Source organism: Streptomyces sp. DT190 (assembly GCF_049846985.1).
Taxonomy (GTDB): Bacteria; Actinomycetota; Actinomycetes; order Streptomycetales; family Streptomycetaceae; genus Streptomyces.
In genome coordinates this window covers 584,961-602,373 of record NZ_JBNCNM010000002.1, presented here as the reverse complement: position 1 = coordinate 602,373, position 17,413 = coordinate 584,961, and the positions used below count along the sequence as shown (strand labels likewise).

Annotated in this window: 20 protein-coding genes; all 20 read right to left on the bottom strand. The window is 71.3% G+C overall.

The window, feature by feature from the left end; genetic code table 11:
• Window positions 1-5: 5 nt before the first annotated feature.
• The 20 genes from ACPXCS_RS06290 to ACPXCS_RS06195 all read right to left on the bottom strand — a co-directional run bounded on the left by ACPXCS_RS06290 (window position 6) and on the right by ACPXCS_RS06195 (window position 17,412).
• A complete protein-coding gene (locus tag ACPXCS_RS06290; RefSeq protein ID WP_425943700.1) occupies window positions 6-797 on the bottom strand; it encodes a peptidoglycan recognition protein family protein in 792 nt (263 codons plus the stop codon).
• A complete protein-coding gene (locus ACPXCS_RS06285; RefSeq protein WP_425943702.1) occupies window positions 790-1,041 on the bottom strand; it encodes a hypothetical protein in 252 nt (83 codons plus the stop codon). Before ACPXCS_RS06285 ends, ACPXCS_RS06290 begins: the two co-directional genes overlap by 8 nt.
• Window positions 1,042-1,104: 63 nt before the next feature.
• Window positions 1,105-3,096, bottom strand: coding sequence for a right-handed parallel beta-helix repeat-containing protein (locus ACPXCS_RS06280; RefSeq protein WP_425943704.1), 1,992 nt, complete (start codon window positions 3,094-3,096; stop codon window positions 1,105-1,107).
• Between the two features lie 10 nt (window positions 3,097-3,106).
• Window positions 3,107-6,451, bottom strand: a complete 3,345-nt coding sequence (locus tag ACPXCS_RS06275) for a hypothetical protein (RefSeq protein WP_425943706.1) — start codon at window positions 6,449-6,451, stop codon at window positions 3,107-3,109.
• A 3-nt stretch (window positions 6,452-6,454) separates the two neighbouring features.
• On the bottom strand, window positions 6,455-8,572 hold the full coding sequence (locus ACPXCS_RS06270) for a hypothetical protein (RefSeq protein WP_425970908.1): 2,118 nt from the start codon (window positions 8,570-8,572) through the stop codon (window positions 6,455-6,457).
• 40 nt (window positions 8,573-8,612) lie between these two features.
• The gene (locus ACPXCS_RS06265) at window positions 8,613-8,906 is read right to left on the bottom strand and encodes a phage tail assembly protein T (protein WP_425943710.1); all 294 of its coding nucleotides are present in this window, start codon (window positions 8,904-8,906) and stop codon (window positions 8,613-8,615) included.
• A gap of 50 nt (window positions 8,907-8,956) precedes the next feature.
• Window positions 8,957-9,322, bottom strand: coding sequence for a hypothetical protein (locus ACPXCS_RS06260; RefSeq protein ID WP_425943712.1), 366 nt, complete (start codon window positions 9,320-9,322; stop codon window positions 8,957-8,959).
• Window positions 9,319-9,627, bottom strand: coding sequence for a hypothetical protein (locus tag ACPXCS_RS06255; RefSeq protein ID WP_425943714.1), 309 nt, complete (start codon window positions 9,625-9,627; stop codon window positions 9,319-9,321). Before ACPXCS_RS06255 ends, ACPXCS_RS06260 begins: the two co-directional genes overlap by 4 nt.
• Window positions 9,627-10,049, bottom strand: a complete 423-nt coding sequence (locus ACPXCS_RS06250; protein ID WP_425943716.1) for a phage tail tube protein — start codon at window positions 10,047-10,049, stop codon at window positions 9,627-9,629. Before ACPXCS_RS06250 ends, ACPXCS_RS06255 begins: the two co-directional genes overlap by 1 nt.
• A gap of 13 nt (window positions 10,050-10,062) precedes the next feature.
• Window positions 10,063-10,464: a DUF3168 domain-containing protein gene (locus tag ACPXCS_RS06245; RefSeq protein ID WP_425943718.1), complete on the bottom strand. Its 402-nt coding sequence runs from the start codon at window positions 10,462-10,464 to the stop codon at window positions 10,063-10,065.
• Window positions 10,461-10,838 (bottom strand): HK97-gp10 family putative phage morphogenesis protein, encoded by a 378-nt coding sequence (locus tag ACPXCS_RS06240; RefSeq protein WP_425943720.1) that lies wholly within the window; start codon window positions 10,836-10,838, stop codon window positions 10,461-10,463. Before ACPXCS_RS06240 ends, ACPXCS_RS06245 begins: the two co-directional genes overlap by 4 nt.
• 4 nt (window positions 10,839-10,842) lie before the next feature.
• On the bottom strand, window positions 10,843-11,169 hold the full coding sequence (locus ACPXCS_RS06235) for a hypothetical protein (RefSeq protein WP_425943722.1): 327 nt from the start codon (window positions 11,167-11,169) through the stop codon (window positions 10,843-10,845).
• Between the two features lie 9 nt (window positions 11,170-11,178).
• Window positions 11,179-11,517: a phage head completion protein gene (locus ACPXCS_RS06230; protein WP_425943724.1), complete on the bottom strand. Its 339-nt coding sequence runs from the start codon at window positions 11,515-11,517 to the stop codon at window positions 11,179-11,181.
• Window positions 11,514-12,110, bottom strand: coding sequence for a hypothetical protein (locus ACPXCS_RS06225; protein WP_425943727.1), 597 nt, complete (start codon window positions 12,108-12,110; stop codon window positions 11,514-11,516). Before ACPXCS_RS06225 ends, ACPXCS_RS06230 begins: the two co-directional genes overlap by 4 nt.
• Before the next feature lie 12 nt (window positions 12,111-12,122).
• Window positions 12,123-12,653, bottom strand: coding sequence for a hypothetical protein (locus ACPXCS_RS06220; protein WP_425943729.1), 531 nt, complete (start codon window positions 12,651-12,653; stop codon window positions 12,123-12,125).
• A 2-nt stretch (window positions 12,654-12,655) separates the two neighbouring features.
• The gene (locus ACPXCS_RS06215) at window positions 12,656-13,033 is read right to left on the bottom strand and encodes a hypothetical protein (protein WP_425943731.1); all 378 of its coding nucleotides are present in this window, start codon (window positions 13,031-13,033) and stop codon (window positions 12,656-12,658) included.
• A 21-nt stretch (window positions 13,034-13,054) separates the two neighbouring features.
• Entirely contained in the window at window positions 13,055-13,918 is an 864-nt protein-coding gene (locus ACPXCS_RS06210; RefSeq protein WP_425943733.1) for a phage capsid protein, read from the bottom strand.
• Window positions 13,919-13,932: 14 nt separating this feature from the next.
• The gene (locus ACPXCS_RS06205; RefSeq protein WP_425943735.1) at window positions 13,933-14,700 is read right to left on the bottom strand and encodes a hypothetical protein; all 768 of its coding nucleotides are present in this window, start codon (window positions 14,698-14,700) and stop codon (window positions 13,933-13,935) included.
• A 220-nt stretch (window positions 14,701-14,920) separates the two neighbouring features.
• Complete coding sequence (locus tag ACPXCS_RS06200; protein WP_425943737.1) at window positions 14,921-15,886, bottom strand: hypothetical protein; 966 nt, start codon at window positions 15,884-15,886, stop codon at window positions 14,921-14,923.
• On the bottom strand, window positions 15,883-17,412 hold the full coding sequence (locus tag ACPXCS_RS06195; RefSeq protein ID WP_425943739.1) for a phage portal protein: 1,530 nt from the start codon (window positions 17,410-17,412) through the stop codon (window positions 15,883-15,885). Before ACPXCS_RS06195 ends, ACPXCS_RS06200 begins: the two co-directional genes overlap by 4 nt.
• Between the last annotated feature and the right edge of the window lies 1 nt (window position 17,413).

Sequence of the window (17,413 nt, the reverse complement as noted above, 5' to 3'; positions counted from 1 at the left end):
TTACCTCACTTCTTGGGGAGGGTGAGCTCTTGGCCGGGCGTGATGTCGTCCGGCCGCTTCAGGGCGTTCAGGGTGGCGATCTCGCGCCACCGGTTGCCGTCGCCCAACTTGCTGGCCGCGATGGACCACAGGGTGTCCCCCGGGGCGACGGTGTACGTGATGCTGGGCGACCAGCCGGGCTCGTGCGCCAGGAGCTCGTCGACGTCGCGGCGGAAGGCGGCCATGTCGATGCCGCGCGGGTCGACCTTCCAGTCCGACCACTCCAGATGCCCGATGGCGCTCTTGGCGTTCCAGCCGTGCGCGCGGCAGACCGCGGCCGTGGCCCGCACCATGGCCTCGTACTGCACGCGCGGCCACGGGTCGCGGCCGTCGCCCTTGTTCTCGCACTCCCAGCCGTAGAAGCGGGCGTTGCCGTCGACCGCGCCGCCCGAGCCGTCGTGCTCCCGCGGCGCCGGCGGGCGGGTCTTGTAGGACTCGCCGATGACGGCCTGCAGCACGGCCAGGTCGCCGCCCCCGGCGTGGTTGGCGCGGCCGTTGCCGGTGAGATGGACCACGCCGTCCTTGGTGATGCAGCCGGTGGCGAGCGGGCCCGGCAGAGTGCTGTGACCGCGGAAGATGAGCCCGACCACGTCCGTGCCCGGGCCGGTGACGGTGTGATGGATCTGCACACCGTGCACCGGGCCCCACGGCCCCCGATGGTTGCGGTTGTTCGTGCGCCAGCCGGGCACCTCGCGGACGGTGCAGCCCTCGGCGCGCAGCGCGGCGACCAGTCGGTCGGCACTCAGTGGGTTAGCCATTGAGCGGCCTCCCCTCGTCAGCGGCCCGGTCGTCCAGGACGGCGAGCAGGACGCAGCAGTCCTTCGCCTCGCGGATCTTGCGGATGGCGGCCGTCAGTTCCGGGTCGTCCGGGAGCATGCGCAGCATCTCGGTGACCAGGTCGTGGAACGGCTTGGAGACGACCTGCAGCCGGTGCGGGAGGTGGTCGTAGGCCAGGCCGCGCACTGCCTGCACGGTGCTGGGATGGCGTCCTGCGGTGTCCATCAGGCCTCCAGGGCATGAGAAAGGCCCCGGCCGGCGGGCGCGGGGCGAGCGGGGTGGGCGCGGTCAGGAGACGAGGTTGGCGCCCGGCGACGTCGTGCCGCCGGTGTAGGCCGTGATGGCGGCGGTGCTGAAGATCAGGGCTGTGGCGACGGCCCAGCCGCCGTTGGTCAGGTCGTTGTTCGCCACGACGTTGTCCCCGGCGGTCACGGCGCTGACGGTGATGCCGTTGGTGCCGGTGCCCTTGATGATCCGGTTGCCGACCACGCTGCCGTCCTGGGCGCCGTCGCTGAGGCGGATGCCGGCTGCGGCCGCGGACTGGATCCAGTTGCCCTGGACGTTGAACTTGCTGGACGTGGCCAGGAAGATGCCGTGGTTGGCGGTGGTGCCGTCGATGGTGTTGCCGGTGATGTTCGCCCCGACGCAGCCCGTGACGTTGACGCCGTTCGACCCGACGGAGCGGATCGTGTTGGAGCCGACGTGCGCGCCGTCGCTGTTGAAGACGACGATGCCGGTGGACTGGGTGCCGGAGATCGTGTTGCCGGTGACGTTCGGCCGCGAGCAGTACTCGACGTGGATGCCGTTGGACGTGTCCGTGTTGAAGCCCAGCACCGAGTTTCCGGCGATGACGACCTGGTCGTAGGTGCCGCCCGCCGCGCCGTACACCCTGATGCCGCTGGCGTCCTTGGCGCCCTCCACCGTGTTGCCGGTGATGCTGATGTTCCGGCCGTTGACGGTGAAGCCCTCGCTCGGGCCGGGCCCGGCCGGGTCGGGGCGGGACAGCTGAATGCCCGAGAGGCCGGAGCCGTTGATCACGTTGTCGGCGATGACCGCGCGGCGCCAGCCGAAGCCGTAGATGCCCTGTTGGCGGGTGCCCTCGATGCGGTTGCCGATGATCTGGATGCCGTAGTAGTAGACGCCGGAGCGCAGCATGTGCGAGCCGAAGCCGCGGCCGAAGGAGCCGAGCCTGCTGGAGGCGCCGACCTGGCAGCCCTGGATCAGGATGTCCTTGGACGGGGTGTTGTCGAACAGGCCGATCGCCGCGGAGCCGGAGACGGCCATGTCGATCTGGATCGCCTCGCTGAAGTCGCGGCTGCCGTCACCGCTGTTGTCCTTGTAGCCGAGGAACCTGCAGTTGATGGCGCGGCCGCGGGCCGTGCTGTTGAACTCCAGGCCGTGTGCGGACGAGACGTTGGTGATGGTGGCGTCCCGGACGGTGATGTCCTCGCAGTGGATGAACCCCATGACGTTCGTCGTAGCGGTCACCGTGCCCACGCCGGCGTCGGCGGCGTTGCCGTCCCAGGTGCCGCCCAGGATCTGGATGTGTGAGTGCCCGGAGTAGCCGCCGAACGACTCGTCGCTGCGGAAGTTCCGCAGCAACCCGCTGTTGCCGATCGCCTTGATGGTCGCGCCGTAGGCCCAGATCGTCGTGTTGTCGTACACCACCAGGAAGGTGGAGACGCCGTAGGTGCGGCCGCCGGGGATGACGACGGTGCCGCCTCCGGCCGCGTGCGCGGCGTCCAGCTGGGCCTGGATCGCCCAGCCGTCGTCCGAGACGCCGTCACCCGCCGCGCCGGTGACCCAGAACAGGCCGGCCTCGGTGTACGTCGTGATGTCGGTGGTCTCGTCGTGGGAGTAGCCGCCCGGGGTCTCGCTGATCCACATCGAGGTGACGCGGACGTTGGTGCCGGTGGCGATCGTCCCGGAGCCGGAGATGGAGCGCAGGTTCACCTCGCCGGAGGTGACGATGGTCGCCTCGCCGTCGGTGGAGCCGTTGCCCCAGGTGGTGTTCACCGGGCGGGGCGGGGCCCAGCCGGAGGGCAGCGTGCACAGCAGCGGATCGCCCGCGATGTTGCCCGACCCCGCCGACGACTCGGTGATGTCCGCACCGGTGCGGGTGATGAAGATGTCGACCTCGGTGACGCCGTGCACGCGGGTGCCCTGGAAGGACGACACCGCCCAGCCGGACGGCACGACCAGGCCCGAGGTGATGACCTCGTCGGCGGTGTTGTCCATCAGCCGCTCGGGGGTGATCTTCAGCCCGTTGAGCCACTTCACGGGCGCCTCCTTACTCGGTGAGTGCCGTGAACGGCATGTGGAACAGCGACACCCGCGCGCCTGCGGGCTGCGCCTTGACGACGCCGTTGACGGAGCGGACGACGGTGAACGCCTGCGGGGCGGCGACACGGAACCGGCGGAACCGCAGCTGCGGGTTCACCGCCGTGCTGCCGGTGTTGGCGAAGGAGCGGGTGCCGACGGTGGCGGCCGCCGTCAGCACGGTGTCGGTGACTTCGATGTGCCAGGCCCGGGGCTCTGGCTGGCTCGCGGGCCACACCTTGGCCTTGATGGCGCTGCCGATGGCCTGCAGCCGCACCCGGTACCAGGTGCCCGCGGTGTGGGTCAGGCCCGTGGTGTACGAGCCGAGCTGGGTCTCCACGTTGGCCGCCCGCCGCCGCAGCGTCAGGACGATCCCCGCGCTCGTGGTGAAGTCCAGGCGGGCCATGTAGAAGTCGACGTTCCCGGTGGCCCGCACATACGGGCCCGCGTACAGCGACGACCCGGCCGCCAGGACGGACGTGGCGACGTCCACGTAGACGTCGACGTCGGCCGACGGGGCGGGGGTGTGCGTGAGGTGGGCGATGCCGGTGGCCGGCTGGGTGGCCGAGCCGTAGCCGCCGCTGACGGCGTAGTCGGCGGCCGCGCCGGTGACGGTCCACGCCTGCCCGGTGTCCATCGTTCCCCAGCCGCCCGCCACCGTGCGCGCGAAGGAGTCCTCCCGGGCGCCCGAGACGCCGGTGAGGGTCATGCGCTCGCCGTCGACGAGGATGTCCATGGGGAAGTCGCCGGGGTAGTCGGCCGACCGGGCCCACGGTGCCCCCTCGTTGACGACCTGCAGCGTGGTGGCGGTGGCGGTGGCCGGCACCGCCAGCGTGCTGCCGGAGGTATCGGCCCGGGCCTCGCCGACGACGGCCGTCATCCACGGCCCGTAGGGCACGCAGTTGAACGTGATCTGCCACCGGAACTGGCTCAGGACCTCGGTGTAGCCCATGACGAGCAGGTACAGGTCGTTGAACGAGTACTTCGTGGGGACGTTCGTCAGCTTGATGACGCGACCCACGTCCAGCTCGGCGACCTCCGGGACCTGGTCGACGATGGCCCGGGCGTCCACCGTCAGGGTCGGGAAGCGGGCTTCGTCCCAGGTGCCCAGGTGGACGCGCCAGGCGGCCAGGCCCTCGCACTGCTCGTCCGAGTACAGGCTGAGGGTGACGCTCTTGGCGTACCGGCCCACCCCGTCCTCGTCGAGCTCGGGCGGGTTCACGTTCAGCGACCCGCTGGTCTTCTCGTAGCGGCCCGACGAGCCGCCCTCCCGCTGCACCGTGGAGTCGTTCTCCAGCGCGGAGTCGTCGTCGACCGGGCTGAAGGCGCCCACCACGTGCCCGGGCTGGGTGTAGTCCAGGACCAGCTTCGGGGTCTGGTTCTGCAGCGCGGACGGGGACAGGTAGAGGAACCCGTTGCGGTCGCGCTGGTCCAGCAGGATCCCGCCGTCGGCGTCCGCCGCCTCGCGCAGCGCGGTCAGGAACGTGTCCACCGGCTGCGGCCCGATCCGCTCGCCGGCGTACCGCTTCCCGCGCCAGGCGAGGGGGACGTCGTTCTCCTTGGCCAGGCGGGTAAGGCGGTCGGAGGTGAACTCGCCGGTGTAGCCGAGCAGCATGTTGCCCAGGGAGTTGGGGTCGGTGTAGGCGTCGGTGCTGATGGCGTCCCACACGGAGATGTGGCCGAGGGCCAGGCCGTCCATCTGCTGGTGCCAGCCGTTGGGCGGGGAGCCCACGGAGGTGACCCGGCCCGCGGTCCCCGCGAAGGAGTCGCTGAAGCCGCCGGCGTCGCCGCCGACGTCCTGCCACGAGATGCGCCAGGTGACGTTGCCGCCCACCTGCTGGACGTAGAAGCGGCACAGCACCCACTGGTTGAACAGGTCCGGCCCGGTGGCGACCAGCTGCGAGACGACCGCGACACCGTCCGCGTTGTAGCCCATGATGCGGCTGCCGGTGTCCTTGATCTGGATACGCCAGCCGCGCACGGTGCCGGTGGTCTCGATCGACATGTAGGAGGCGAACTCGCTGGGCTGGCTGCCCAGCCGGTACAGCCAGTACACCGACCAGGCGGTGGCCGACCCGCCCGCGGGGACCTGCCCGGACAGCCGCGAGGTGACGGCCCCGTTCTGGGTGCTCACCGTCGGCAGCGCGGCCGACGACGGCAGCGACGACTCCTGTGCGAACTGCATGTTCAGCGCGCTCATCGGCGTCACCCCCTCGAGGGGGCTGTACGCCTGGGTCGCGGCCGCGCCTTCCTCCAGGGGCCAGTAGGCGCGCGGCCGGTAGCTGGGCACGCGGCGGGCCAGGATGGACGTGAGCGGGTCACGGCCGGAGTCCAGGCGCCGCTTCAGCGACTGCGCGGTGATGCTGACGATGCTGTCGGTGTCGGACTCGTCGGTCTCGGCCGGCCACTCCGACACCTCGCCGTGGAAGCGGTAGTTGCGGGCCACGACGGCCGCCCCGCCGGACACGGTCCACAGGTTCCCGGCCGCGTCGGTGAACGAGGTGGTGCCGGGCGCCAGTCCGGTGAAGGCGGCGTCCGCGACGATGAGGCCCTTGATGCCGCGGCGGAGCTGGAAGCGGTAGCCGTAGCCGAGGAACGGGGTCCGCGGCGGGGTGGTCTCCGGCTGGGACACGCCGATGGCCAGGGGCCCGGCCGTCGTCGGCCTGACCCCGGTGTAGCCGGCCGCGACGAGCGGCTCGCTCGTCGACGTCCACGGCCCGTCCCAGGACTCGCCCTGCCAGAACTGCGCGACGCTGGCGCCGTCGCCGTTGTCGGCGTCCAGGGTGACCCGCAGGATGCGGCCGCCGTAGGCGGCGATGGTCTGCCACGCCTGGGCGACGAACCCGGTGGAGGTCACCCACGCGAAGCGGATCAGCCCGTCGTAGACGCGCACCAGCCACTGCTGCTCGGCCGGGTTGGCGGACCACTTGCCGAAGAACGTCTGGTTCGCCGTGGCGCTGGAGAGGTTGGCGTCGGCCTCCAGCCGCACGTCCAGGTCGCCGGCGATGTCCACCTGGGCGCTGTGCGGGGTGGTCACCGTGCCGGTCGCGTCGTAGATCTCCAGATGGCTGGTCGGCGACGGCACGGAGATGCGGATGGGGGTGTTGCGCGACAGCAGCCGGTAGTACGGCGAGACCGGGTTCCTGGGGCTGTACTTGCCGTGCCGGTTGTTCAGGGCGAACACGTACTTCGACGGGTCCGCCTCCGACGCCCACGAGGACAGGCCGCGGGTGCCCTGCATGTCCGACTCGGTGCGCACGTCGGCGCTGATGTCGGTCCAGATGCCGCCCAGGTTCAGCTCGGTGGTGATGTCCACCCGTCACCTTCCTTGCCCGTAGGCCCGCTGCACGTTGCCGCCGCCGAGGACGACGACGGAGCGGCGCAGGAACCGGTTGAAGTCGTCTTCGGAGCCAACGAACCGCACCGTCACGTCGCGGCTCGCGGCGGCCGCGCGGCGCACTCCGGTCGGGGTGACGTCGGCGGTCATGCCGGGGAGGGACCCGGTGATGCCCTGCAGCTGGTCGCGCAGGGCCGGTGTCTGGGCGGCGATGCCGTCCATGAACCCGGACATGAGCGCGGCGCCGGACGGGGCGAGGATGCGCATGTCGACCCGCATGGGGCCCTTCCAGTCCGGCAGCATCCCGGTGATCGACGACAGCTTGCCCTTCAGGGCGCCGACCATCCCGGTGATGCCGTTGATCAGGCCCTGGATCAGGGCGCGGCCGGCGCCGACCAGGAGCCGGTTGAGGTTGCCGATCGCCGAGAGCAGCCGCCCGGGCAGGCCGCGCATCCACGCCAGCAGGCCGAGCGCCTTCTGCACGGCCGTATCCCGCAGCGCCTGGAAGGCGGTCGAGGCCCGCTGGCGCAGGACGCCGAGCAGCCCGGCCAGAGCGCTGTTCACGCGCCCGGGCAGGCCGATCATCCACGCGACCAGGGCGAGCGCCCGGCTGATCGCGGCGTCCTTGGCCTGCCCGAACCACGCGGCGATCTTGCCGGGGATCCGGGAGAGCCACTCGACGCCGATGAGGATCCCGTTCACGGCGGCCTTGATCTGGTTCAGGGCCCAGTTCCAGGCGGCCGACGTGTAGGCCTTGACCTTGTCCCAGTTGGCGATGACCAGCGCGACCAGGGCGATGACGATGCCGATGACCCAGCCGATGGGGCCCATGGCGATCAGCCACTGCGCGGCCATGGTCGCCGCCCAGATCACCGCCCGGGCGGCCATCCGCACGAACTGCGCGATGGCGATCGCGGCGGTGCGGATCATCTGCGCGGCGAAGCGGGCCATCGCGCGCAGGGCCGCGCCCGTCCACGCGGCCGCGGTACGCGCGGCGTTCGCCACCGCGGAGGCGGCGATGCGGGCGCCGGACTTGACGGCCGTCGCCGCGGTGGTCACCCACCGGCGGGCGACCCGCCCAAGGCGGGAGTCCATCAGGTCCGAGGCCGTCTCCACGGCCGCCGAAGCGGCGGCGAACGCCTTGAAGGCGACGACCGCGCCCAGGATCGCGGTGGCCAGCACCGTGACCGCCTCGGGCGGCAGCGCGTTAATGATCTTCGCCAGCCACAGGGCCACCGTCGCCGCGATCCCGACGAGCGGCGCCAGCGCCACGATCAGCTTCAGCGCGGCCTGGGCGAGCGTGCCCAGCGTCTGGGCGCCCTGCCGGGCCAGGGCCACGAACTGGGCGAACCCCTCGCTGTTGCTCAGGCCCTGCCCCCACTTGGCGAACGCCGCGGTGGAGGACTCGAACCCGCCGGACATCTCGTCCGACATGGGCAGGAAGGCCTTGATGATGCCGCCGATACCGACGGCGATGTTCTTCAGCCCGAACAGGAAGCTCTTGAGGTTCCGCCCGGCGACCTTGGCCATCGACTTCGCGAACGACTCCAGGCCCTTGCCCTTGGTGCCGCGGTCGATCTCGTCGACGAACTCGCCGAACGCCTTGGACGCCTCCTTGACGAACGGGGTGAGCAGCGGCAGCAGCCGCCGCACGACCTGCAAGCCCTTGGTGTACACGGGCATGGTCGAGCTCGACAGCGAGTCGGACCACTTCTGGTGGTCGTTCTTCAGCCCGATGAACTCCTTGGCCATCGCGCGTGTGTGCGGGGGCATCTGTGCGAGGGCGTCGGTGTAGGCCTTCTGCTTCTCAGCGGCGTCCTCGGCGCCGGCGGCCGCGGCCTTCTCCGCCTCCTCGGCGAGCGTGGCGGCGTCCTGGACGGACTGCATCTGCGGCCCGACCGCCAGCTGGAAGGCCTTCGCCGCGACGCCGGCGGAGGCGAACGCGGCCGCCATGCCGCCCACGCCGGCCGCGACCGCCGCGGCGACCGGCACACCGACACCGAGGCCGGCCACCGCCTTGCCGAGCCCGGCCAGCTTGGCCTTGGCGCTGTCGACGCCCTCGCGCAGGGCGTCGGTGTCGATGCCCAGGCGGACCGTCATCGAGGCGAGCGTGGCCAAGGCCATCACCCCCTCGAAGTCGCTATGGAGTTGTGGAGTTGAAGCTGCCGCCGAGGGCGGCGTTGGCCATCTGAGCCATGCGGAACAGCTCTTCCGGGGACTTGCGGACCTTGGTGCGGTCCCAGCGGGGCATGAAGTCCGCGATCGTGGGGGCGCGCTGGCCCTTGCCGCGGTTCACGCTGGCGATGACGGAGGCGATCAGCGCGGCCTGGACGTCACCGCGGGCCCCGCCGAGGGGGCCGGTGAGCTTCTCGTAGGCCATCCACTCGGTGAGCTCGGCAGAGCCGGTCTCGGCGAGCAGGCGGCGCACGGTCATGCCGAGGTGCGCGGCCAGGCGGAAGTAGAACTGCCGCTCTGGCCGCGCCCTCAGTTTCCCGTCAGCTCCTTGATGTCCTCCTCGGACATCTGCGACAGGCGGGTGGCGACTTCACACACGCGCTGCAGCGCGCGACCCGACTTCTCCCCCAGCCGCTTGGTCTCGGCCGGCGAGCGGAACAGAGGCTTGCCGTTCTCGTCGACGATGGACGCGGCGGCGAGCCGGGCCCTGAAGCCTTCCAGGCCCTCGGACCGCACGGAGGCGCCGTCCTTGCCGACGAACTGCGCCTCGAACTTGTCCCGCTCGGTGCCGGGCAGCTCCCGCACGCGCACGGTGCCGCCCCACTCGGGCACGGGCACGTCCTCGTAGGCGAGGTCGTCGGCGCCCAGGATCTGCTCTGCGGACAGGTACGTCATCGGTCGGTCTCCTTGATGTGCCAGTGCGGCGGGGGATCGGCGACGAGCGGCACAACCCGCTCCTCTTGAGCGGCCTCGCCGGTGGCCTCGTCGAGGTACTTGTGACCGTCGGCGTTCCGCAGGTGAGCGGTGTAGCGGATGACTTGATCACCACCGAATGTGAGTGGCTCGATGGTGATCTCTTCGCCGATCGACACGTCTTCGGGAGCGATGCCGTTGGCCCGCAGCCACTCGCACAGCTCTTCTCGCTGCCCTGTGACGCAGACATGCGGCCAGAAGTCCGGCTCGTAGACGATGCGCGTCATCAGGCACCGGTGGTGATCTCGGGCTTGCCGCTCACCTTGAAGGTCAGCGACGCGGCCAGCTTGTCGTCGTGCGGCGCCTCCGGCTCGAAGTTCGTCAGCACAGCCTTGAACGCCCAGTCGCCGAGGTTCTTCGGCCAGACGACCTTGTAGGAGCGGGGCTCGTCGTCCTCGAAGTCGGCGACCAGGGCGTCGTGTTCGCGCGGGTCGTAGTTGATCTCGATCTCGACCTCGCCGCCGTCCTTCAGGCCGCCGATGAACTCCCGCCAGGCGTCCGGGGAGCCGTGCGAGGTGACGTCGAGGGTCTCCCGCTCCAGGCCGGGCGGGGTGATGTCGGTGACGTTCGCGATCGCCGTGAACGTCTCACCGGGAGTGGCACCGTCGCCGCGCTGCAGCTGGGTACCGAAAGCGTCCAGACCAGCCATGGGCCTGTCCTCCTTACGCCTTGGTCAGCCACACGCGATAGCTGACGTTGATGTGCCTGATGTCGGGGTCGGGGTCGCGCAGCTCGGTGTGCTGCTGGTGCGCGATCGACACGTCGCGGAAGCCGGCCACGGTGAGCGGCTGGCGGTCCAGTGCGGCGTCGAGCTCGGCGAGGATGTCCGCGGCCTGCTTGAAGCCGCGGTACTTGGACCACACGTGCAGCACGACGGAGGCCTCCAGGCCGCGCTGGTTGTGGGCGTCGTCCACGTTCTCCGTGATCGACCCGAGCGATACGTAGGGGTGGGCGACCTGCTCGGGCACCTCGTCGTAGACGCCGGAGACGAGCGCCGTGAGCGGGGCGTGCGCGCGCAGCTTCCCGACGACGGCCAGCTGCAGGGGCCACAGGGCGACCGTCATGAGCCGCTGCCCATGTGCCGGCGGAACGCGGCCCGGTAGGTGCGGGTGACCTGCGCGCGGTGCTCGTTGAACGCGGGCACCAGGTAGGGCTGGTCGTCCATCTTGCTGGTGCCCTTCTCCACGTACATCGCGTACTCCAGCTGGGCCGGGTCCCACACGCCGACCTCGGCGCGGCCGAAGTGGTCGTTGACGCGTTCCTCCAGGGCCTGCCACAGGTTGCCCTTGTCGCGCGGCACCCGGTCCTCGGCGGTGGCGAGCACGGCCCCGGACCACTCGTGCAGGGTCTCGGTGCGCGCCTCGTTCATCGCGTGCGGGATCCGCTCGATGGCCCGCAGAGCGTCCTGCAGGCCGTCAAGACGGGAACGGCGGGCCACGGCTTCAGGGCAGCTGCAGGACGGCCACGGTGACGGACGTGACCGCGCTGTAGCTGATCGAGGCCCGGCCCGTCATCGGGTCCCGGAACGCCGACTTCAGCGGGATGAACGCCGAGCCGGAGGCGGGGATGGTCTGCGCCGCGTCGGCTACGGCCAGGTCGCCGACCGTGCCGGGGGTGGCGATGGTGACGGTCTTGGAGGTGGCGTCGCCGTTGCGGACGTGCAGCACCAGCTTCTCCCCGACGGGGGCCTGGTCGCCGCCGCCGGCGGCGTTGGCGTAGGTGGGCTGCAGCCCGGACAGGGGCAGCCTCTGCGCGGGCAGGATGGCCATGGTGGTTCCTCAGCTTCCGGTGGTGGGCTGGCGGACGGTGCAGTCCGCCCGCAGGTAGGTGCCGGGCTCGGACGGCTCGAACACGGCGAAGACCTCCAGCACCCGCCCGGGCGGCCGCAGCTCGTCGCCGCGGCGCACATCGGCGGTGGGGTGGAAGTACCAGGTCTCGTCGAGCTCGGCGCCGGACTGGTCGGCGGCCTGCCGCTCGCGCGCGGAGGGCTGCGAGCGACGCGCGCGCGGGGTGCTCGCGTGCGCCCAGGTGGTTTCCTGGCCGCCTCCGCCGTCGTCGACGGTGGTGGCCCGCCACACCGGCACACTCGTGTTGAGCAGGCGCCCGACGCGGCTCACCGGGACTTCACCATCTCGGCGCCGCCGCCGAAGCGGGCGGCGAGCTGCTCGCGCAGGTACTCGGGCAGCTCGATTTCGGTGATGCGTCCGCCGTCGCCGTACTGCACGGCGTAGTCGCCGATCCGCTCGGACCGGATGTCCTTGGCTGCGAGGCCCTCGCCGCCGGGCTGGGCCCGGAAGTGGACGAGGACGGCGGCCGCGATCCGGCACACCAGGCCCACGATGTCCTCGGGGACGTCCGGCAGGCCGTGCAACTGGGTGACGGTGACCTCCGACGGGCCGTAGCCGGTGCTCCAGCCGCCGGCCCGCCACAGGCGGTGTGAGCGCAGCCGCCAGTCGGTGACGGCCTGGCCGTCGATCTCGACCGCGCTCACGGCCTGGATCGGCGGCCCGGGCAGCGTCAGCCACTGCGAGTCGTCCGGGCCCTCGAGGTCAACGGTCGAGGTGGTCTGGCTGATGGGCACGCCGGCCGCCTCGCGCACGGCGGTGGAGGCCTCCGCCAGGTAGATGCCGACGATCGCCGTCTCGGACGGGTCGACGGTCACGCCGCGGGCCTCGAGGTCGGCCACCGTCGCCAAGGGATCAAGTGCCACGGTGGCCTCCCGTCAGCTCGCCAGGTCGATCAGGTCGTCCCGGGTGTAGTTCGCCGCGTCGTCGGCGGAGAGCAGCCCGCGGCGCACGACGTAGGCGATCCACTCGGACTTGTCGGCGTCCTCGGCCGGCCGCCCGTCGGCGCCGCCCGGCGTGGTGTCCGGGGTCTGCTCGCTGGGCAGCTCGGGCACGACCGGCTGTTGGGGCAGCTCGGGCAGGTCCATCAAGTCCTGCTTGGTCATGGCGTCCGCGTCCTCGGGGGCCATGCCGTGCACCCCGACCGCCCAGCCGACCCATTCGGCCTTGCGGGCGTTCGCGGCCGGGCGTGGGGTGCGGCCCTCGGTCAGTGCGCTGGACGCGGCCGCGCTGCCGGTGACGTGCACCTCGGGCGTGGGCTCCGGGACGTTGCCGGTGTAGGGGCTGCCGTCGGCGTTGACCCGGCGGAGCAGGCCCCGGGTGAGGCGGTCCTGGATGGGCTCGGGCAGCGGCAGGTCCATCTTGATGATCTGCCCGCCTTCGCCGCGGACGTGGATGCTCTGTGCCACGGTCAGACCGCCTTCGGGATGCGCAGGGCGGTGATCGTGCCGGGCACCACCGCGGCGGCGACGTCGACGAGCATGCTGCCGTCGTTCTGGATGAAGCGGCCCGACTCGAACGGGCCGAGCCACTGGGTGGTGTTCGCGGCGACGTTGACGACCAGGTCGCCCATCGCCGCGGCGATGGCGGGCGGGTTGGCGCCCGCCTTGATGGTGACGTTCCCGCCGGTCGCTCCGACGACGACCCGAAGCACCGTGCGCTCCGGCTCGGCCGAGGCGATGCGGTGGCCGTTGTTCGTGCCGGGGTTGAGGGCCACCGCCGTCAGCGCGGTATCGGCCACGTTGGCGTTGGGGAGCAGGTTGGAGTAGGCGACAGCAGTGCGCGCCATGATGATCAGTCCTCTCCAGGGTCAGGGGGTGGCGTCGATGTAGGCGATGGCGATGCCCTCGGGACGGATCAGCTTCGCGCCGTACAGGGCCAGGCCCTTGACGGCGTCGCTGAACGACGACTCCGGCCGGTAGGCCTCGGTCTTGTTGATCTGCTCGGCGAAGGAGATCGCGCCGTTGACGCCGGCCTGGACGACGTGCACGCCCGCGGTCGGCTCGGGAGCGTTGTTCGACTCGTAGATCTCGAATCCGGCCGCGCGGCCGACGGCGCCGTTGCGCAGCGCGTCCGTCTGCCCGCTCTTGCCGTAGTCGGTGAACCGCTCGTCCAGCAGCAGGGAGGCGTAGCCCTCGGGCGGGACGATGCAGTACCGGCCCGCGGTCGGCGCGTTCGCGCGCTTCAGCTTGGTGCGCAGCGGCACGAGCACCTTGCTGTAGAAGTCGCCCGGCGCGGTGTGCACGTTGATCGGGGCGCCGGTGGAGCCGAGCGTGTTCGCGGGCACGGCCCCGGTGTAGAAGCCGGCCACGTAACGGTCGGTCTCGTCGGCCAGGGCGTGCGCGGCCTCGCTCATGGCCTGCGGCATGACGCTGCCCTTGGCCTGCCGCTTGTCGACGTCGTCGACCTTGAACGCCCAGTACTTGGACTGGTCGATGACCAGCGTGCGCTGGGCGTCGGTCAGCTCCTCGGGGACGATGACCGTGGTGTTCGGCACGTAGGTGCCGATGGTCGGGCGGGAGATCGACGTGATGCGGACGGTGTCGCCCGCCTCTGCGATCTCGCCCTCGTAGTCGCGGTTGACCACGGTCGGCCCGGCGTACACCAGCTCCTTGCGCCAGGCGACGAGCAGGCGTGCCGACCAGACCTCGGGCACGAAACGGCGGATGGACATGGGGTGTTCTCCTGTCAGCCAGACCCCAGCAGGTCATCCAGGCGCCCTTCGTTCTGCGCCTTGACGATCTGGTCCGGGGTCATCTTCTTGAGGTCGCTCTGGGTGAGCTGCTTCGGCCGGCCCGCCTTGCGCTGGGCGCCACCGTCGCCGGAGCCCTGGAACCTGCGACCCGTTGCGGCTGCCAGGTAGGGCTTTTCCTTGATCAGATCCTCGATCGCGTCTGCGATCTCGTCGGCGTCGACCTCGCCGTCCTCGTCGACCTCGAACTGGCCGAGGTCGAGGAACTTCAGCGCGTCGCGCGGGTCCGCCAGCTTCTTCGCGGCGGCCGCGCGGATCTCGGCCTTGATGATGCGGGTGTTCGCCGCGGCCGTTGCGGCTGCGGTCGCCTTGGCGACAGCGTCATCGCTGGCACCCTTGTTCGCACGCTCCTCGGCCTGGCGGCGGCGCGCCCGCTCGGCCTTGAGCTTCTCCTTCATCCGGGCGAGCGCCTTCTTGCCCGGATCACCGAGCTGGTCGGCGCCCTCGGGGTCGGCGTCGTCGTCCTCTTCGTCCCCGTCGCCGCCCTCGTCGTCTCCGTCGCCGGCGTCGTCGTCCTCGTCGCCCTCGCCGTTGTCGCCGGTGCCCTCCTCGTCCTGGTCCTCGTCGTCCTCGTCGTCGCCCGGTGCGGCGCCGAGCACGGGCCAGATCGGGTACAGCTCGCCGTCGTCCTCGCCGGGGCGGGCCTTGCGCCAGCCCAGCGCCAGGGCGCCGGTGAGCGGGTGGGTGGGCAGGGGTGCGTGCATGACGGTCTCTCCCGTTGCGGGTGAAGGTGGGGCCGCGCGTTGCGCGCGGTCGGTGACGGACCTGCGATGCTGGCCGTATGTGGACGTTCGAACCGCATCCCGTGCGGGGATGGTTTGCCATCTGCGCGACCGGCTACCGGTCGTGGTTCACCACTGAGGCGAAGGCCCGACGCTTCGCCTCAGCACGACCTCGTGGCGTCGCCAGGCCACCGGTGCGCGGTCAGACGATGTAGCCGTTGCGCTTGAGCAGCCGGATGGCGTGCTCGCGGTCGCCCTTGGCCAGGCGGTAGATCTCCTCCGGCATGAGCCGGGGGGTCTTCGCGCGGGTGCGTGCCCGGGTCGTCTCACCGAACCGGGCGCCAGCCGCCTTGTGGAACTTCCGGGCGCGCGAGCCGTACAGGCCGTGGCGGGTGGTGCCCTCCCTGGTGGCCTGCACTTCATGTCCGTAGCGGGTCACGGTGGTCATGCCGCGACGGGCGTTGACTACCTGGGCGATGTCGGCGCCCTCACGGATGGCGTTCATGCCGGCCTCGCCGAACGCCCGACGCTGCTGCGCTTCGGTCATCTGCTCGAACAGGGACGTCGGGGAGGCCAGTTCCCAGCTGTCGCCGGGGCGGCGCGGGGCGAGCGTGCAGTCACAGCGGGGATGCCGCAGGAACTCTTCCGACAGGCTGTACTCGCGGCCGGCGAGGATGACGCACCGCGCGCACGCGGGCAGGTGCACGACGCGCACGTAGGACACCACCCGGGGGCGGGCGATCATCCCGGCCATGTCCGCGATCCGCCCGGCATCGGCGATCAGCGTGCGGGTGACCATCTCCAGGAACGCGGCCCCCGACAGGATCGACATGGCGGTGCTGAAGCCGCGCCCGATCCGGTTCAGTGCGATCAGCAGCGGATACACCAGCGGCACCGTGAGGTCACCGGTCGCGGCGGCCGCTGCCTCCGGGTCCACCGTGCCCTCGCCCTCGCCGGCCGCCTGCCGAAGCCACGGCTCGGCTGTGGACGCGGCGGCCAGCTGCCCGGCCCGGATCAGCTCGGCCGCCAGCACGGCCCGCGCCAGCCACGAGCCCTCGAGGTCCTCGGGGTCGACGCCGCCCCACACCGCGCGCACGGCGGCCGCCGTCGTCGCGGCCTGCTGTGCGCGCTCGGCCTGGTGCGCCTCGTCGGCCGCGGGCACCGTCACGCCGGCACCTCCTCCGGGACGTCCTCGTCGACGTCGGCGTCCTCCCCGCCGTCGTCCGGCTGCGGGCCGGGGCGGCGGGCGAGCATGGCGGTGGCCGCGGCCACCGGGTCCATCTCGGCCTCCCGCTCGCGCATCGCGACGACGTCGGCGACCTCGGTGGGGGTGAGGCCGTAGCGCAGGGCCAGCCACTCGAACGGGAATCCGATGTCCTTCAGCTTCACCAGGGCGTCGGCGAGCTGTGCGTAGGAGCGGGACTCGGAGTCCGCCCACAGCACGCTGCCGGCGCGCATGGCCTTGGCCTTGGCGTCCTCGCCCCGGGCCAGGTAGATCAGGCGGGCGACCTCGCGCAGGGCCTGCCCGAACCACAGCTTCTTTTCGTTGACGCGCTTCACCAGGCCCGTCTCGGCGGCCAGCAGCGCATCGCCGGACAGGTTGGCCATCTTGCCGATGAGGTAGTGCTGGGGGGTGCGGGTCTGGGCGGCGAGGTGGCCCACGGCTACCTCGATGATCTGCGTGTAGGCGGCCAGGTTCGCCGCCTGCCACTCGGCGATCTTGGCGTCCTTGCCGGTGATCCACGCGACGCGGTCGATGGCGAACTTGTTGAGGTCCACCGGCTGCTTGCCGACGATCTCCCCCGCGCTGTTCAGCTTCGGGATCATCGGCCGCTCCGCGCCGAGCACGACCCGCTGCGGGAAGCTGGCGTAGTCGGAGGCGGTGAACAGCTGCGCCCAGACGAGGTTGATGGCGTCCTGCATGGCCACCACGCCGGACACGTCGCTGATCGGGTCCTCCACCAGCATCGGCTTGTTCGGCAGCTCCACCAGCGGCACGATCCCCATGGGGTTGGGCTGCGGGTTCGGCTCGCCCAGCGCGAACTCGTCGCGCGGCTCCCACGCCCGTCGGCGCTCCTCGGCCCCGGCCGGCAGCCACAGCCGCATCGCGTCGTCGACGTCGGCCATCTGCGGGGACTTGTCCTGCCGGGACAGCGGCCGCTCGAACTTCCACAGCTGGTCCGGCAGGTAGAGGGTGGCGTAGTCCATGTTGCCGTCCTGCCACCTCTTCAGCCCGGCCCGCCGGCGCACGCGCGAGCCGGGCTCGTAGGCGACGATGCACTGCGCGGCGTCCTCGAACGTGACGACGGGGGTGTCCTCGTCGTCGGGGTCACCCCACACCAGCACGAACGACCGCGCGGAGTTGACCGCGCCGAGGAACCCCAGCTGGCTGTCGCCGTCGAGGCCGTTGATCTGCCAGACCTGCCACAGGTCCTTGTCGGCCTTCTCCTCGCCGGAGGCCTGGAAGCCGGTGACGTCCAGCCGCTCGACAGGGCTGTCGGCGACGACCTGGACCCAGTTGTCGCTGAAGTCGCGGTAGCGGTCGCCGTGGAACTTGGCGAAGTCGTCGCTCGCGAACTTCAGCGGCTGCTTGCCGCGGTAGTACTCGCTGTTGCGGTCGATCTCCGCCCGCCGCCGGATCAGCTCCGACTCCAGCAGGGACACCAGCTGCAGGGCCTGCGCCAGGGTGGCCATC

Coding starts and splice junctions, on each gene's coding strand:
- ACPXCS_RS06290 (WP_425943700.1), bottom strand. CDS start 797: ATGGCTAACCCACTGAGTGCCGACCGACTGGTCGCCGCGCTGCGCGCC.
- ACPXCS_RS06285 (WP_425943702.1), bottom strand. CDS start 1,041: ATGGACACCGCAGGACGCCATCCCAGCACCGTGCAGGCAGTGCGCGGC.
- ACPXCS_RS06270 (WP_425970908.1), bottom strand. CDS start 8,572: ATGACGGTCCGCCTGGGCATCGACACCGACGCCCTGCGCGAGGGCGTC.
- ACPXCS_RS06265 (WP_425943710.1), bottom strand. CDS start 8,906: ATGACCGTGCGCCGCCTGCTCGCCGAGACCGGCTCTGCCGAGCTCACC.
- ACPXCS_RS06260 (WP_425943712.1), bottom strand. CDS start 9,322: ATGACGTACCTGTCCGCAGAGCAGATCCTGGGCGCCGACGACCTCGCC.
- ACPXCS_RS06255 (WP_425943714.1), bottom strand. CDS start 9,627: ATGACGCGCATCGTCTACGAGCCGGACTTCTGGCCGCATGTCTGCGTC.
- ACPXCS_RS06250 (WP_425943716.1), bottom strand. CDS start 10,049: ATGGCTGGTCTGGACGCTTTCGGTACCCAGCTGCAGCGCGGCGACGGT.
- ACPXCS_RS06245 (WP_425943718.1), bottom strand. CDS start 10,464: ATGACGGTCGCCCTGTGGCCCCTGCAGCTGGCCGTCGTCGGGAAGCTG.
- ACPXCS_RS06235 (WP_425943722.1), bottom strand. CDS start 11,169: ATGGCCATCCTGCCCGCGCAGAGGCTGCCCCTGTCCGGGCTGCAGCCC.
- ACPXCS_RS06215 (WP_425943731.1), bottom strand. CDS start 13,033: ATGGCGCGCACTGCTGTCGCCTACTCCAACCTGCTCCCCAACGCCAAC.
- ACPXCS_RS06210 (WP_425943733.1), bottom strand. CDS start 13,918: ATGTCCATCCGCCGTTTCGTGCCCGAGGTCTGGTCGGCACGCCTGCTC.
- ACPXCS_RS06205 (WP_425943735.1), bottom strand. CDS start 14,700: ATGCACGCACCCCTGCCCACCCACCCGCTCACCGGCGCCCTGGCGCTG.
- ACPXCS_RS06195 (WP_425943739.1), bottom strand. CDS start 17,412: ATGGCCACCCTGGCGCAGGCCCTGCAGCTGGTGTCCCTGCTGGAGTCG.